Source organism: Bradyrhizobium sp. WSM1253, from assembly GCF_000244935.1.
GTDB classification, from domain to species: Bacteria; Pseudomonadota; Alphaproteobacteria; order Rhizobiales; family Xanthobacteraceae; genus Bradyrhizobium; species Bradyrhizobium canariense.
Window position 1 is genome coordinate 6,143,771 of record NZ_JH600073.1, and the last position, 15,086, is coordinate 6,158,856.

General features: G+C 65.2%; 15 protein-coding genes. 8 read left to right on the forward strand and 7 right to left on the reverse strand.

The genetic code is table 11. The features are described from left to right. Positions 1-104 precede the first annotated feature (104 nt). From BRA1253DRAFT_RS29975 to BRA1253DRAFT_RS29985, 3 genes are all read left to right on the forward strand, one after another. Positions 105-1,541 carry a lipopolysaccharide biosynthesis protein gene (locus BRA1253DRAFT_RS29975; protein WP_007600611.1) on the forward strand — a complete coding sequence of 479 codons (1,437 nt, stop codon included), beginning with the start codon at positions 105-107 and terminating at the stop codon, positions 1,539-1,541. Positions 1,542-1,708: 167 nt separating this feature from the next. Next, positions 1,709-2,734, forward strand: a complete 1,026-nt coding sequence (locus tag BRA1253DRAFT_RS29980; protein WP_007600612.1) for a fatty acid desaturase — start codon at positions 1,709-1,711, stop codon at positions 2,732-2,734. Positions 2,735-3,091: 357 nt separating this feature from the next. Continuing rightward, entirely contained in the window at positions 3,092-4,648 is a 1,557-nt protein-coding gene (locus BRA1253DRAFT_RS29985) for a L,D-transpeptidase (RefSeq protein ID WP_007600613.1), read from the forward strand. A gap of 24 nt (positions 4,649-4,672) precedes the next feature. On the opposite strand, the gene BRA1253DRAFT_RS29990 is transcribed toward BRA1253DRAFT_RS29985, so the two are convergent. The 3 genes from BRA1253DRAFT_RS29990 to BRA1253DRAFT_RS30000 form a co-directional block, all read right to left on the reverse strand. After that, complete coding sequence (locus BRA1253DRAFT_RS29990) at positions 4,673-5,488, reverse strand: class I SAM-dependent methyltransferase (RefSeq protein ID WP_007600614.1); 816 nt, start codon at positions 5,486-5,488, stop codon at positions 4,673-4,675. 115 nt (positions 5,489-5,603) lie between these two features. Beyond that, the gene (locus BRA1253DRAFT_RS29995) at positions 5,604-6,140 is read right to left on the reverse strand and encodes a VOC family protein (protein ID WP_007600615.1); all 537 of its coding nucleotides are present in this window, start codon (positions 6,138-6,140) and stop codon (positions 5,604-5,606) included. Between the two features lie 25 nt (positions 6,141-6,165). Beyond that, positions 6,166-7,155, reverse strand: a complete 990-nt coding sequence (locus tag BRA1253DRAFT_RS30000) for a tripartite tricarboxylate transporter substrate binding protein (protein WP_007600616.1) — start codon at positions 7,153-7,155, stop codon at positions 6,166-6,168. A gap of 89 nt (positions 7,156-7,244) precedes the next feature. Between BRA1253DRAFT_RS30000 and BRA1253DRAFT_RS30005 the strand changes: the two genes are divergently transcribed. Genes BRA1253DRAFT_RS30005 through BRA1253DRAFT_RS30015 form a run of 3 tightly spaced genes read left to right on the forward strand, consistent with a single transcriptional unit; the run spans position 7,245 to position 9,331 of the window. Beyond that, positions 7,245-7,946, forward strand: a complete 702-nt coding sequence (locus BRA1253DRAFT_RS30005; protein WP_007600617.1) for a TetR/AcrR family transcriptional regulator — start codon at positions 7,245-7,247, stop codon at positions 7,944-7,946. Then, on the forward strand, positions 7,924-8,484 hold the full coding sequence (locus BRA1253DRAFT_RS30010; RefSeq protein ID WP_007600619.1) for a carboxymuconolactone decarboxylase family protein: 561 nt from the start codon (positions 7,924-7,926) through the stop codon (positions 8,482-8,484). The genes BRA1253DRAFT_RS30005 and BRA1253DRAFT_RS30010 overlap by 23 nt, the downstream gene beginning before the upstream one ends. 1 nt (position 8,485) lies before the next feature. Continuing rightward, entirely contained in the window at positions 8,486-9,331 is an 846-nt protein-coding gene (locus tag BRA1253DRAFT_RS30015) for an SDR family NAD(P)-dependent oxidoreductase (RefSeq protein ID WP_007600623.1), read from the forward strand. 15 nt (positions 9,332-9,346) lie between these two features. On the opposite strand, the gene BRA1253DRAFT_RS30020 is transcribed toward BRA1253DRAFT_RS30015, so the two are convergent. The 4 genes from BRA1253DRAFT_RS30020 to BRA1253DRAFT_RS30035 are packed head-to-tail and all read right to left on the reverse strand — an operon-like array spanning position 9,347 to position 11,891. Continuing rightward, positions 9,347-9,856 (reverse strand): DoxX family protein, encoded by a 510-nt coding sequence (locus tag BRA1253DRAFT_RS30020; protein ID WP_007600624.1) that lies wholly within the window; start codon positions 9,854-9,856, stop codon positions 9,347-9,349. Further along, positions 9,856-10,635, reverse strand: coding sequence for a DNA-binding domain-containing protein (locus BRA1253DRAFT_RS30025; protein ID WP_007600625.1), 780 nt, complete (start codon positions 10,633-10,635; stop codon positions 9,856-9,858). The genes BRA1253DRAFT_RS30020 and BRA1253DRAFT_RS30025 overlap by 1 nt, the downstream gene beginning before the upstream one ends. Further along, on the reverse strand, positions 10,625-11,539 hold the full coding sequence (locus BRA1253DRAFT_RS30030; RefSeq protein ID WP_007600626.1) for a DUF692 family multinuclear iron-containing protein: 915 nt from the start codon (positions 11,537-11,539) through the stop codon (positions 10,625-10,627). The genes BRA1253DRAFT_RS30025 and BRA1253DRAFT_RS30030 overlap by 11 nt, the downstream gene beginning before the upstream one ends. Positions 11,540-11,585: 46 nt before the next feature. Next, positions 11,586-11,891 (reverse strand): DUF2282 domain-containing protein, encoded by a 306-nt coding sequence (locus tag BRA1253DRAFT_RS30035; protein WP_007600627.1) that lies wholly within the window; start codon positions 11,889-11,891, stop codon positions 11,586-11,588. 319 nt (positions 11,892-12,210) lie between these two features. Between BRA1253DRAFT_RS30035 and BRA1253DRAFT_RS30040 the strand changes: the two genes are divergently transcribed. Together BRA1253DRAFT_RS30040 and BRA1253DRAFT_RS30045 are read left to right on the forward strand one after the other, a co-directional pair. Beyond that, positions 12,211-14,301: an adenylate/guanylate cyclase domain-containing protein gene (locus tag BRA1253DRAFT_RS30040; RefSeq protein ID WP_007600629.1), complete on the forward strand. Its 2,091-nt coding sequence runs from the start codon at positions 12,211-12,213 to the stop codon at positions 14,299-14,301. A 103-nt stretch (positions 14,302-14,404) separates the two neighbouring features. Beyond that, positions 14,405-14,989, forward strand: coding sequence for a HutD family protein (locus BRA1253DRAFT_RS30045; protein WP_007600631.1), 585 nt, complete (start codon positions 14,405-14,407; stop codon positions 14,987-14,989). Positions 14,990-15,086 lie beyond the last annotated feature (97 nt).

Sequence of the window (15,086 nt, forward strand, 5' to 3'; positions counted from 1 at the left end):
GTGACATTCTTGAGAGATGCTGCGGCGCATTTCGTTCGCCCCGCCATGGTCCAATTGATGAACGGCCGTCACACTCGCAATAACGTTGCCGGTCCCGTGCTCGCATGCTGAACCGCCATTTCTCGATTTATCTCGTCGCCTACATCCTGCCTGCGGCGGTGGGCTTCTTCGCCGTCACGGCCTACACCCGGCTGCTGACGCCGGCGGAGTACGGCGTCTATGTCGTCGGCATCAGCCTGGCCGGCATTGTGGGCGCGATCTTCTTCGCCTGGATCAAGCTGTCGGTGTCGCGCTATCAGGCGATGTCGGCCGAGGTGGATTTTCGAGGCACTGCAATGGTCGCCTTCGCGCTCACCGTTGCCGTCCTCTGCGCCACCACGCCGCTGGTCTTCCTGTTCCGCAGCGATCTCAGCGTTGGGCTGCTGCTTGCCAGCATGTTCGTCGCGATCATGGCGAATGCCGTCGATGTCGGCCAGGAGTTCGAGCGCGCAAAGCTGCGCCCTTACAGGTTCGCGGCGATCTCGATCGTGCGCAGCGTATCGAGCGTGGGTTTCGGCCTGCTCGGCATCTGGTTCGGCTGGGGTGGACTGGGACTGCTCGCCGCATTCGGCCTGGGTTCGCTCGCCGGGATCATCCTGAACCTCGTCGGTGACCGCACCAGGATCGCGCGCTTTCAGCGCAGCCAGTTCGTGCAGCTCGCGCGCTACGGCCTGCCGCTGACGCTGGCGGGGTTGTCGGTTGCGGTCTACTCGGCCTGCGACCGGCTCATCGTGGCTTATTTGCTCGGGAAGGACGCCGCCGGCATCTTTGGCGTCGCCGCCGATCTGCCGAGACAGTTCATGGTCATGATCGCCTCCAGCGTCGCCGCGGCGACCGTGCCACTGGTGTTCCGGTCATTGTCGGACAAAAGCATCGAGACGACGCGGGAGCGGCTGACCGAGAGCCTCGAGCTTCTGCTCGTCGTGGTCGCGCCCGTCGCCGTCTGGCTTGCGCTTGCGGCCGATCAGGTCGCCGGCACGCTCGTCGGCGTCGACTTCCGCACCGGCGTATCGGTATTGCTGCCAACGCTGGTGCTCGCGCGCTTATTCGGCATCGCCAATCAATTCTACGTGCAGATCAGCTTCCAGCTTGCCGAGCGACCGTTCATGCTGGCGGCGCAGTCGTTCCTGACGCTGGTCGTGAGCGTGGCTTTGATGTTCGTGCTGGTGGCCAGCCATGGTCTCTACGGCGCGGCGCTGGCGACGCTTGCGACCGAAGCGATCGGTTTCCTCGTTGCCGTCGTCCTGATGCATCGCGCCCATCCGGTCCCGTTCGACCTCCACCGCCTGGCCGGCGTTGCCGTCTCCGCCGCAGCGATGGCGGCTGCGATCCTCGTAGCACGATCCCAGGTCAATGGGATCGGCCTCGTCCCGCTCATGGTCGTGAGCCTCGCCGGCGGGCTCGCTTATGCCGCTGCCGGCTGGTTGCTGAACGTCGCAAACGTCCGGACGCTGTCGCTGCGTTTCCTGCGAACCTTCAACCGCAAGGCGCTGGGCGTTTAAGCCGCAATATCTGACGAGGCTCGGCCTCACCGTCTGAAGCTCCGAGAGCGCCGCTTGGCCTGGCGATGGCTCGGTTCCGACCGGAAGCGCTCCAGGCGGAGGGCGTTTTTGTTGCGTCCATGGCCATAACCGTGCTTCTTGGGCCGCATGTCGGGAGCAGAGCAGATATGAGCCAAGGAATACCGGAAATCCGCGCATCGGCGCAGTTGCTTGCCCACTATCGCGAGCCCGACAATGCGCGGGGTATCCTCGAACTGGCGATTACGGCGATACCGTTCGTCGTCATCTGGGCTCTGATCTGGGCCGCTCTTGACCAGGGTTATTGGTTTGCCCTCCTGCTGGAGGTGCCTGCGGCGGGTTTGCTGGTCCGCCTCTTCATGATCCAGCACGATTGCGGACACGGCTCTTTCTTCCGCGGCCGCCTTGCGAACGATTGGGTCGGCCGTGCCCTCGGCGTGATGACACTGACGCCATACGGCTACTGGCGGCGCAACCATGCAGGCCATCATGCGAACTCCGGCAATCTCGATCAAAGGGGCTTAGGCGACATCGACACGTTGACCACGCGGGAATTTCTCGGGCGGTCGCGATGGCGTCGGACGCTATATCGTTTGTATCGACATCCCCTGGTGATGTTTGGCGTCGGTCCCTCGTATTTGTTCATCTTGAAGCACCGATTGCCGGTCGGGATGATGGGTCGCGGCTGGAAACCCTGGCTGAGCACGATGGGCACGAACATCGCCCTCGCGGTTCTCGTCGTCACGATGATCCAGCTGGTCGGCTATGGGCCGTTCCTGCTCGTGCATCTGCCGATCATTGTTCTGGCGGCGTCGATCGGCGTCTGGCTGTTCTACGTCCAGCACCAGTTCGAGCACACGCATTGGGCCCACGACGAGACCTGGAATTTTCACGACGCTGCGCTGCACGGCAGCTCTCACTATCAATTGCCGGGCGTCCTGCGATGGTTCACGGCAAATATCGGCGTCCACCACATCCATCATTTGTCCAGTCGAATTCCCTACTATCGCTTGCAGGACGTGTTGCGCGACAATCCGCAGTTCGCTGGTGTCGGGCGGATTACGCTGCTCCAGAGTTTGCGGACCGTGCGGCTGACCTTGTGGGACGAGGAGCGGCAGCGGCTCGTCTCCTTTGGAGAGGCAGCCTTGTTTGGCAAGGGAGCCAAGCTTGTTTGAAAAGGCGGCCTTGGCCCCAGCGGTTTCGCTTACACCGCCCCCGCGCGGCCGCCGAATGGCGTGAATCCGCGCGATCGGAAGGCGATGGGCGTTCTGCGCCCGTTCAAGGTGGCTTCGCCGTCCGACGCCGGGCGCTGGCAGCCGTGTCACCGACCCCCGGTCATTCTGTCGCAGCGATAGACCGCCAGCTTCGGCCGCGCGCCGCCCTTCCGCCTGCGTCAACCGTCGTATATGAGATTTATCGCCGGAACGTGCCGAATGTCGCCACAGACGGAACGTAAGGCGGCTGCAATTTCTTAATTCAAAGATCGCAATCTGATCAATGACCGGCGGACTGGCATTTCGACCGAGGATGGCATGAGAAACCTGACGACAACGGCGCAATCTACCGTGGCGATGCGGCGTTGGGGGCCTCCCGGAATTGCGACCTTGGCGGCAATGCTCGCCTTTGCGGCTGTGGCCCCGGCCAATGCGGCCAAGCAGGCGCGTCAGCCGGTCGAGGCGGTGGCGCCGCGCGAGGCCGGCGAGCCGATCATGGCGATCGTGTCGATCAAAAGCCAGCAGGTCACCTTCTACGACGCCGAGGGCTGGATTTTCCGCGCGCCGGTGTCCACCGGCACCACGGGACGCGAGACGCCGGCCGGCGTCTTCGCCATCGTCGAGAAGGACAAGGACCACCACTCGACCATGTATGACGACGCCTGGATGCCGAACATGCAGCGCATCACCTGGAACGGGATCGCGCTGCATGGCGGGCCGCTGCCCGGCTACGCCGCTTCGCATGGCTGCGTGCGGATGCCGTTCGGCTTCGCGGAGGGCCTGTTCGACAAGACCAACATCGGGATGCGGGTGATCATCTCGCCGAACGACGCGGCGCCGATCGACATCGTTCATCCCGCGTTGTTCATGCCGAAGCGGGACGCCATTGCGGCGGCGCCGGGCCGGATCGGCAAGCTCTCCGGTGAGGCCGAGGAGGCCACAAGGGCGGCCGACGAGGCCAAGAAGGAGGCGACTTTGGCCGCGAAAGAGGCGGCATCGCTGCCGGCTTCGCTGCGCAAGCTGGAACAGCAGAAGACCCGCGCTGACGCCGAGCTCGCCTTTGCCGACAAGCAGCTCGCGGCGGCCAAGACCGATCAGGCCCGCGTCAAGGCCGAGGAGCTGAAGCAGAAGGCCGCCATCAAGGCCGGCGACGCGGCGACGCAGCTCGATGCCGCCAAGGCCGCCGCACAGCCGAAGCGCGATGCGGTCGCTGCCACGAAAGAGGCGGCCAGGGCGGCAGCGGCCAGGAAGGCCGACGCCGTGAAGGCTGCGACCGACGCAAAGCTCGCGCTCGAGCCGGTCTCGGTCTACATCAGCCGCGCGACGCAGAAGCTCTATGTGCGGCGGAACACGCACAAGCCGGCACCGGACGGCGGCGGCGAGGTGTTCGACACCAGCATCGAGGTTCCCGTCACGATCCGCAATCCGGATCAGCCGCTCGGAACGCATATCTTCACGGCGATGGCGAAGAACGACACGGGTCTGCGCTGGAGCGTGGTCACGATCGACGACGGCGACAACGCCAGGAACGCGCTCGATCGCATCACCATCCCGCAGGAGGTGCTCGATCGCATTGCGCCGACCGCGTTGCCGCGCTCCTCAATCATCATCTCGGATGAGCCGCTGAGCAGCGAGACCAACTACCGCACCGAGTTCGTCGCGGTGCTGAGCAACCAGCCCCAGGGCGGTTTCATCACGCGCAAGCCGACCGCACCTCCGATGGCCATGGCGAGCGACGACGGCTGGGACAATGGCGGCAACGGTTTCGGCTTCTTCTTCCAGCGCGATCCCAATCCGCAGCCCGTCAATCCGCGCCGACGCGGCCAGTATCAATATTATCAGCCGGCACAGCCGATGCAGCGGGGCTTCTGGTAAGAGGCGGCGGCAGATCGAAGCCCGTCACGACCGCCGCGCCTCGATCACGATAGCCTGGATCTTGCCCTCGATCGGTCCGGACCCATGGCGCGTCCGGATCGCCTCGGCAACGATGTCGGTCGCAGCCTGAAGCTTGCTGGCATCGCGTGCCTCGATCTCGCTTCGCAGCGGCGTGCCCTGGCAGAGCGCGATCGCGACGTGCTCGGGCGACGGCGCGCGGCTTATTTCAGGTCGCGTTTCGATCTTTATATCACGGAAGCCTGCGCGTTCGAGGTCGGTTCTGATGACGGCCTTGTCGTGATAGCCGTGCGGCGTCCGGGCCATGAAACGGGGCGGGTCGTCGGGAAACAGCTTTTCGAGCGCGACCGTGGCTTCATGCGTCAGCACATTGTCTTCGATGCGATCCCAGACGTTGAACACGAACGTGCCATTGCCGTTGAGGACGCGCTTCACTTCCCCGTAGGCCTTGACGCGGTCCGGAAAGAACATGGCGCCGAACTGGCAGCACACCACGTCGAATTCGGCGTCGTCAAAGGGCAGGGCCGATCCGTCGGCCTGACGCCACGAGATGCGATCGTCATCCGCCTGGCGCTGCGCCGCGACGGCGAGCATCGGCTCGTTGAGGTCGGTCGCGACATAACGGACGCCGCGCGGCAGCGCCGCCGCGACCGCGCGCGTCACGGCGCCGGTGCCCGCCGCGATCTCGAGCAGCACGGAGGGAGACCGGGCCGCGACACGTCTTGCGATGTCCTCGGCGTAGACGGCGAAGATCAGCGGGACCAGATATTCGTCGTAGAGTTTCGGGATCGAGCCGGCGAAAACCTTGTCAGTGTTGGACATGCTTGCCTCGCTGAAGGTTCGGACACGAAGCTCACGTTACCATGGATTGCCGTCTCCCGCGCCAGCAGCGCGGTGAACCCGGCCGGTTGTTGCATCGCCTTGCCGGCCGCCGGCGTCATCGGCTCCCGCCGACCTCCCGGATCGGCCGCGTGCCGTCCCAGCTCAAAGCCGCCTGCCGGACCTTCTCAAAGAACGGCCCCTTGGTGCCGCTGATGTCGGAGATCTCGATTACGGTCCCAGGATGGGCCTGGGTGTCGAAATAGGCAAAGCGGCCCTTGTCGCCGCCGATCTGGCCCTCGTGGCCGATCCTGTAGCCGAGCCCGAGCGCCCTGTCATAGAGCGCCTGGTAGTCGTGGCTCCAGTAGGACATGTGCTGGAGGCCCTCGTGGCCGGACTCGAGGAATTCCCTGTACAGCGAGGGCGCGTCGTTGCGCTGCTGGATCAGCTCGATCTGGAGGTCGCCGGAATTGGCCAGCGCGATGCTCATCTCGACCGCGGAGTTTTCGCCGCGATGGCGAAACCAGTCGGTCTTGACGCGGTCCATGTAGTACCAGGGACCGACGCCCATCACCTCGATCCAGTGCTTCATCGCGGTGTGGATGTCCCGCACCACATATCCGTTCTGGCGCACCGCGCCGAAGATGCGGCTCATGCCAGCGCTCCTCTTGTCAGCTTGATCACTTGACCTCGATGCCCGCGTCCTTGGCAACCTGCTTCCAGGCCGCGATGTCGCGGGCGTTGATGTCACGCTGCTCGTCGCCGGGTACGAATTGCGGCGTGATGCCGAGCCCCAGCAGCTTCTCCTTGACCTCGGCATCGGCGAGCGCGTCCTTCAATGCCGCCGACAGCTTTCTTGCGATCGGTTCGGCAAGGCCCGCAGGCGCATACATCGCCCAGGACAGGCTGCGGTCGAACGGCACGCCCTGTTCCTTGTAGCTTGCGACATCCGGCAGGCTCGGCGAGCGTTCGCCGCAGGCGGCCAGCGCCTTGATCGAGCCGTCCTTCACCAGCGGAGTCGCGGTCGCCATGTCGAGTGTCGCCAGCGAGATGTGGCCGCCGAGCAAATCGCCGGCCAATTTGGCGATGCCGTTGAACGGCACGTGGTCCATCTTGATTCCGGTCTGCTGCATCAGGATTTCCGCGCAGAATTGTCCGGTCGAGCCGACGCCCCAGCTTCCGTACTGGATCGGCTCGCCCTTCCTGGCCAACGCGATCAGGCCCTTGATGTCGTCGGCCGCAAAATCCTTGGTCGCCACCAGCATGATCGAGGACGTGCCGATGCGCCCGATCGTGGTGAAATCCTTGATCGAATCGTAGGGCAGTTTCGGATAGATCGCCGGCGCCAGCACATGCGTGGTCATGCCGCCGACGGTGATAGTGTAGCCGTCATTCGCCGACGCCGCGACCATCTGGGTGCCGAGCGTGCCGGCGGCCCCGGTGTGGTTCTCGATATAGACGCTCTGTCCGAGCGTCTTGCCCATCCTGTCGCCGAGCAGCCGCCCGATCACGTCGCCGCCGCCACCGGCCGCATAGGGCAGCAGCATCCTGATCTTGTGGGTGGGATAGGCGGCCGGATCCTCGGCGCGCGCAGGCAGCATTGCCGAGGACGTTACGACCAATGACAATGTTGCGGCGCGCAGCAGACGAAAATGGACGAAGCGCGCCATGACCTGGTCTCCCCAGATTGCTCTCCGCTTCTTTTGAGAGCGGAGTTGAAGCGGTTGACTAGCGAACGATCGTTCGTTAGTCAAGCCGAATGGCTGTTCACACCACCAGCGCGGCGGAAGCGGCTGCGCCCACGACGCGCGAGCGCATCCTCGCCGAGGCGCTCGATCTGTTCGCGCAGAGCGGCTATGGCGGCGCCTCGATGCGCGAGCTCGCGCGTCGCGTCGGTATCCGCGAGAGCAGCCTCTACAATCACTTCGCCGGCAAAGCCGCGATCCTCGAGGCGATCGTCAGCGAGCACGGTCCGGCCAGCTCGGCGAGCCGGCTGGAAGAGCCGCGCTACAAGCAGCTCGCCCGCCAGCCCGCCGCGTTCTGCCGGCAGTTTGCATTGGACCTCGTCGAGCAATGGTCCGATCCGCGCGAGCACCAGTTCCAGAAAGTCATCACCGCCGAGCGCAACCGCGTGCCCGGCATCCGCGCCAAATTCGCCGATCATTTCTACGCGCGCGAGCAGAGCATGATGACGGATTATTTCCGCGGCTTTGCGCTCGCCGGTCTGGTCTCGACGCCGGATCCGCGTGAGACCGCGCGGCTGTTTGCGGCCGGGCTGATCTACATCCGTCTCGAGCATTACGTGATGGGCGCGGCACCGTCGTCGCGGGCGAAGGTGATCGAGGCGATCGACCGCTATCTCGCCTTCTTCCTGTCGCTGATCGCGGCGGATGGGGGGACAAACGACAACAAGAAACGAAAAGCCAAGGGAGAGAATCGTGGCAAGGCTGCCCCTGATTGATCCGGAGACGACCAGCGGCGACATCCGCGCCTCGTTCGACCGCATGCCGGTCAAGCTGAATATTTTCCGCATGATGGCGCACGCCGAAGCCAACATGATCCCGGCGATGCGGCTGGGCAATTCGATCCTGCACAAACAGAAGCTCAGTGCGGTCAATCGCGAGCTCCTGATCCTCCAGGCAGCCCAGCTCGAAGGCGGCGCCTATGAATGGCGCCAGCACGTGCCGATCGCGCTTGGCGTCGGCTGCACGCAAGCACACATCGACGCGGTCGAGCTCGCCGACTACGATGCCGCCGGCTTGAGCGAGGCCGAGCGCGCGCTGCTGAAATTCGGCCGCGAAGTGGTCGAGAACGTCCGCGTTCCCGAGGCGATCTTCGCCGCCATGCGCGAGCATTTCAGCGACCAGGAGATCGTCGAATCCATCGTCGCGCTCGGCTTCTACATGATGATGGCGCGCGTCACCGAGGCGACCGAAACGGATCTCGATCCCGCGGCCGGCATGGCGGTCTATGACGGCGGCAAGAAGCCGGGCGCCTGAGATGACGGATACCGATAGCAAGCGGGACCGCTACGTCCGCCCGCCAAGTGCGGAATCGCTGGGCGAAGCGCTGGGCAGGGGGCGCCTTAAGGGGCGCCGCATCCTGATCGTCGGCGGTGGCCAGCGCGTGTTCGACGCCGCCACCGATCCGATCGGCAACGGCCGCGCCATGAGCATTCTTTGCGCTCGCGAGGGCGCCAAGGTCGCGGTCGCCGATCGCAACCGCACCTCGGCCGAGCACACCGTCAAGCGCATCACCGACGAAGGCGGCGAAGCCTTTGCGATTGCCGCCGACGTCACCTCGGAGGCCGAAATCGTGCGCATGATCGAGGAGGCGCATCGCGCCATGGGCGGGCTCGACGGCATGGTGCTCAACATCGGCACCTTCGGCAAGGTCGGGCTCGATGCCGTCAGCCCCGAGGAGTGGAATGCGATCTACGACGTCAACGTTCGCGGGCCCATGCTGTGCTGCCGCGCGGGCCTGCCGAAATTCGACGACGGCGGATCGATCGTCTTCATCTCCTCGATCGCCGCGCTGAAGGCCGGCTCGCAGATGGCGGTGTATGATTCCTCGAAAGCCGCGCTCGGCGGCCTCATGCGCAACATCGCCCATCTCGGATCGCGCCGCGGCATCCGCGCCAACCTGGTCTATCCCGGCCTCGTCGACACGCCGAACGGCCGCGAGGCCGGCGCCGGCCGACCCTCGCGCGGCAAGGGCCAAATCCCGTTCGGCCGCCAGGCCACCGCCTGGGAAATCGCCTATGCCGTGCTGTTCTTCCTCTCGGACGAGAGCGTCTACGTCACCGCGCACGCGCTCGCGGTCGATAGCGGCCTGAGCGGGATGTGAGAGGGCGCCTCGCGCCTATGGCTCGGGCCTGCGCGCTCGGCAGATCAGGTGGTCCAGCGAGACGCGGCCCGGCCCGTAGGCCATGATGGCGAGCGCCATCGCCGCCCAGGTGATGTGGATCGGCCAGCCGTCAGGTACGGTCAGCTCGACGATGACGGTCATGAACAGCAGTCCGAGCGCCGCAAACCGCGTGCCGAAGCCGAGCAGGAGGAGGATCGGAAACATGACCTCTCCGCATCCGGAGAGGAATGCCATCGCCGTCGGCGCCGGATAGTGATAGGGCCCGCCGGGCAGATGCAGCATGAACTCGTCGCTGAACAACGTCACCGCGGTGTCGTTGAGCCTGAGGAAGCCTGCCCATTTGAGCATGCCGGAACGCCAGAACGGCACCGCCAGCGCGACGCGGAGCACGAGCTGAACGAGCGACGGCGACGCGATGGTCTGCACGAGATGATTGGCCTTGTCGACGAGGACCCCGAGCGAGGGCAGGCCGCCGCCCGCCTGCATGCGTTGATCCGTGATCATCAGACGTCTCCGAAAGTGATTGAGGTGAAGGCGCCCGCCTGGATCAGGCCGGTGACGTTCGAAGCGAGGTCGAACTCGGCCGCCGCGTCCAGCGCGCGTGCAGCGGCCTCGCCGAGCGGCCGACCCGACATCAGGCTGCTCGCGAATGCCGCACCGCCGGGCGGCAGGTGCCGGACCTCGATGTCGAATTCGGCGCGCGTGACCAACGCGTCCTCCGGTGTCGCAGCGTCGATGCGCCCGACCGGCGACGTATCGCGGTTGGCCGCGAATATCGTCACCGCCGCGAATTGCGATCGCACGATTCCCGCTGCCGGGTGCGGTATGAGAACGAGATCGCCCAGCCGCTCCGGCGCAACCGCGGCGAGCTGCGCCGGCGACAGCGGTGCTGCGTCGGCGGCGTGATAGGCATCGAGCCAGGCCCGCTCGATGCGTGCGACATCTGCGAGCCATGGCATCATCTGCGCATGTTCATATTGCGCGATGAAGACGGGGAAGTCGCGGCCGTAGTCGAACAGCAGCGGTGAGATCGGCGGCGTCTGGCGAACATGGAAGCGCGCCATGGCACGGAAGAAGTCGGTGCCGGTGATGCGCTGCACCGCCGGATAGATCGCGGCGAGCGCGTCGATCAGGCTGACCGTGACATTGTTGCGGTAGACATCGTAGCGCTTGCCGGGGGCCTTGCCGTTCGGACCGGCCACGATCTCAGGCGCAGGGCGCACCGGGTCGAGCAGCGCCGGTGCAAAGGCTGCGGCAAAGCAAAGGTCAGGCTCAGGCGGCATGACGATCTCCCGTCAGCCCGACCGGGCGGTAACGATCGAGGATCGCCTGCGCAGCGGCGGCTTCCGCTTGCAGGACCGGCCAATCCGGGATCTTGCTGTCCCACTCGATCAGCGTCGGCACCGGAGCGCGGCGCTGGATGACGATCTCGTACAGCTTCCACACGGCGTCCGGGACCGGGCCGTCATGGCTGTCGATCAGCAGCAGGTCGCCTTCGTCGTCGGCCTGCTCGGCATGGCCGGCGAGATGAATCTCTCCGACGCGGGACAGCGGAAAGTCCGCGAGGCAGTCGAGCGCCGAGAACCCGTGATTGGTTGCTGATACGAAGACATTGTTGATATCGAGCAGCAGTCCGCAGCCGGTGCGTTCGGCAACAGTGCGGATGAAATCGGTCTCGCTCATGGACGATTCGCGAAAAGCGACATAGGTCGACGGGTTTTCCAGCAGTAGCGGACGACGGATCGCGTCTTGCACCTGATCGATGTGATCGCAGACATTTCGGAGCGTCGCCGCGGTATAGGGCAGTGGCAACAGATCGTTGAAGAAGCTGGTCTCATGCGTCGACCAGGCGAGATGCTCGGATACCAGCGCGGGCTGGTAACGCGCCACCAGTCCGCGAAAGCGGGCCAGATGCGCCTTGTCGAGCGGCTGCGGTCCGCCGATCGACATGCACACGCCATGCAGCGAGACGGGATGGTCGCGGCGGATCGCTTCCAGTGCGCGATGCGGCGGTCCGCCTGCGCCCATATAGTTCTCGGCGTGGACCTCGAAGAAGCCGCGCTGCGGTTTCGTGCTCAGGATCGCCTGAAGGTGTTCGGGCTTGAAGCTCGTCCCGGCGACGCCGCCGAGGGACGCGGAATAGCGGAGGGGCACCGCAGACATGTCAGGCGCGATTGCCGTCGTCATGGTTTCTCTCCGCTCTTCCCTGTTGTGGTGGTCGCGACGCAGCGCGTCAGACCGGCTTGAGCGAGCCCTTCTTGCCGCCCGGCAGCTCGATGCTGGTGCAGGTGCCGCCCTGGACGAATTTCCAGGCATTGCCCTGGAAGTCGGCGGTCGAGGTGCCCTGGCAAGTCGTGCCTGGTCCGGCCGCGCAATCGTTCTGGCCCTTGAGGGCGACGCCGAAGCATTTTTCCTTCTTGGCGGCGACGGCCGCGTCGCCCTCGGCCTTGGTCAGCGGAGCAGCAGTGGCCAGAGTCGCCAGTGCGGTCGACATGGCGCCGGCGAGAACGAGCGTGGTCACGGCAAGTTTGGCAGACATTGAAGTTTCTCCTGTTCGAGATGGCATGGCCTGGCAGGCGAAGAGCGCCTTGTTCGGTTCGCCCCGCACCCGGCTCGCGTTACCAATCAAGTAGGTCACGAGTTCGTGAGGCGGTTAGATGGGCGCACGGGCTGTGCGCTTGGATCGGATTAGCGGGTGACTGGCCGGTCAATCCAATGCCTAGTCTCTATCGAGACCTTAGCCGGAGAGCATTGGCGGCGGGGCGCGATGGCTGCCACAGGTAACGAATGCATACGCGCTGCGTAGAGCGGTAACAGGAGGTGGCCAGTCGCCGCTTTGCCGGAGAACGGAAACAGCGATGAATGTTGATCCCGGACGGCACCTGCGCGCGATCGCGAAGCTGACGGTCAGCATTCGGCTCGCCGTCTCGGCGCTGGTCCTGACCGCGATCCTTTTGACCGCGGCTCTCTCCAGCCTGTTGTGGTGGCGCACGGCCGAGGCGGCGAGCCGGCAGCTCGCATCGACCATCAACGAGCAAATCGTGGCCGCTGTCCGCAAGGAGGTCGCCGCGATCGTGGACGAGGCGCGTGCCGCGCACACTGCCATTCGGACACTGTTCCTGCAGAACGTGCTCGACACCCGCGACGCCGACAAGCGCGAATTCGTGTTCCTGTCGCAACTGCAATCGCAGGCGACGATCTCCTGGGTCGCCTTCGGCTGGCCCGACGGCTCCTTCTTCGCCGCGCACAAGCTCGGCGACCGCCGCCTCGAAATGATGGAGATCTCGCTGACCGATCATGCCGGCCAGCGCCGCATCGACGAATACGATGTGGTGCCCGGCGACATCGAATTCGCCAATCGCCGTTTCGAGCCGACCGATTTTCGGGTCGCCGATCGCACCTGGTTCAAGACCGGGCTGGCGGCCGGGGAGCCGGAGTGGTTCAAGGTCATGGACCATCCGACCGGCGAGCGGCCGTCGATTGCCTTTGCCGGACCTATCGACGTGTACCAGGAGCGGCAAGGCGTGCTCGCGGTCATCATCGAATACACCAGGCTCGCACGCTTCCTGTCGCAGCTCGAGGTCGGGCGCACCGGAACGGCTTTCATCATCGACGGCAGTGGTGAGCTGATCGCGGCGCCCGACAAGGATGCCGACGAGCTGCACGTTGCGAAGGGCGATACAACGCTGCTACCGCTGGCGCGGATGGCGCTCGTGAAGGCGGGCGAGGATGGTCGCAAGGAAGCCTGGCGAAGCCGGCTGACATCGGGTGGCGCGGCTTACGAAGTGGCGCTCACGCCGCTGCCGTTTCCCGGCTGGTCGCTGGCGACCGTGATCCCCGAGGCCGAGTTTCTCGGTCCGGTCGAGACGACATTGCGCCGCCTGATCCTCGGCCTTGCCATCGGCGCCGTGCTCGCAGCGCTGGCCTCGGCGATGCTGGCGCGTTCCGTCATCGCCGCGCCGCTGTCGCGTGTCGTCGGCGAGCTCCGTCATGTCGAAGCCTTCGCGCTGGAGCAGGTCCGCCGCCATCCGTCGCGGCTGAAGGAGATCGCGAGCCTGTCGGGCGCGATCGCCGAGATGGCGGCCGGCCTGTCGGCGTTTCGCAAGTTCATCCCGGCCGATCTGGTCCGCTCGCTGTTGCGCCAGGGCGTCGAGGCAAGACCCGGTGGCAGCATGCAGGAGCTCAGCGTGATGTTCGTCGACATCGCCGGCTTCACCGGGCTGTCCGAGCGGCTCGGCGATCGCGTGGTGCCGTTGCTGTCGCGCTATCTCGACCTCGCCTCCGAGGCCGTTGTCGCGAATGGCGGCACCATCGACAAGTTCATCGGCGACGCCGTCATGGCGTTCTGGGGCGCGCCGCAGCCGCAGGCCGACCACGCGCTGCGCTGCTGCCGCGCGGCGCTCGGCTGTTGCAGGGCAATCTCGGCGTCGGGCCTTGCCGACGATCTCGGCCAGCCGCTCCAGATCCGGATCGGGATCAACTCCGGCCGCATGCTGGTCGGCAATATCGGCTCGGAACTGCGCTTGAACTACACCGTGATCGGGGATGCCGTGAACGTCGCAAGCCGCCTCGAGGGCGCCAACAAATCCTACGGCACGCAAATCCTCATTGGCGAAGCGACCGAACGTCTCGCACGCGGCGCCATCGTCACGCGCGAGATCGACAGCATCGCCGTGTATGGACGCGAGGAGGGGTTTGCGGTCTACGAGTTGGTCGGACTCGTCGGAGAGGACGGCGGCGAGACGCAAGATTGGATCGTCCGCTATGAACAGGGCCTCGCGAACTATCGCGCGCGCCGGTTTGCGGCTGCACTCGCTGATTTTGAAGCCGTGCTGAACATGCGCGGCTCGGATCGTCCGGCTGAATTGATGCGCGATCGCTGCCGGCAGTTGGTTGAGAGCGCGCCTGATGTTGCGTGGCGCCCGGTCGCGGCACTGACGACGAAGTAGTCGCGAAAGATTGGCGCGCTGACGGAAGTGAGCTGGCTACAAACCTATCTGCATGATACGCAGCTGACACCCGCCCTCCTACGCTCCCGGACCACCTCAAGACATGAAAACCACACTGCTGAAGTCCGAAGACTACGCCCGCTCGCCCTGGAAGAACGGCGGCGGCATCTTCACCGATATCGCGGATGCCCATCGCGCCGATTCCAGCGTGAGGGATTGGGACAGCTTGCTGTGGCGCTTTGCTTCCACGCCCATCGTGGCGGCCGGGCCATTCTCCCATATGCCCGGCATCGACCGTTTGCAGATGGTGGTCGGCGGCCGCGGGTTGGTGCTGAAGTCGCCCACGCAGGAATTCGACGAGCGCGAGCCGTTCACCACGGTGCGTTTCACCGGCGAGCTCGAGATCGTCACCGAGCTCCAGGAAGGGCCAGTCGAAGTCGTGAATTTGATGGGCCGGCGCGGTGCGGTCGCGCTTGAGCTCGAAGCGCTCAGGGCGCCCGGTGACCGGCGATTGCCCGCCGGCACGCATCTCATCTACGCGGCGCATGGCGACTGCGACATCCGTCTCGACGGCACGGATTTTGCGATTTCGCACGAAAACACCTTGAAGGTCGAACTGACCGGAGCATCGGCGCTTGCGCTCGTCTCGGGGCTGGCCGTGCTGGGGTCTATCCAGGTCGTCGGCTGAACGGCGTTCCCGCCGATCAGAGCGATGCGTACAATCCATGCAACTGGCTAGGTTGACGCCGTCGCGCCGGAGCACGATATCTGCCTTGATGCAGACC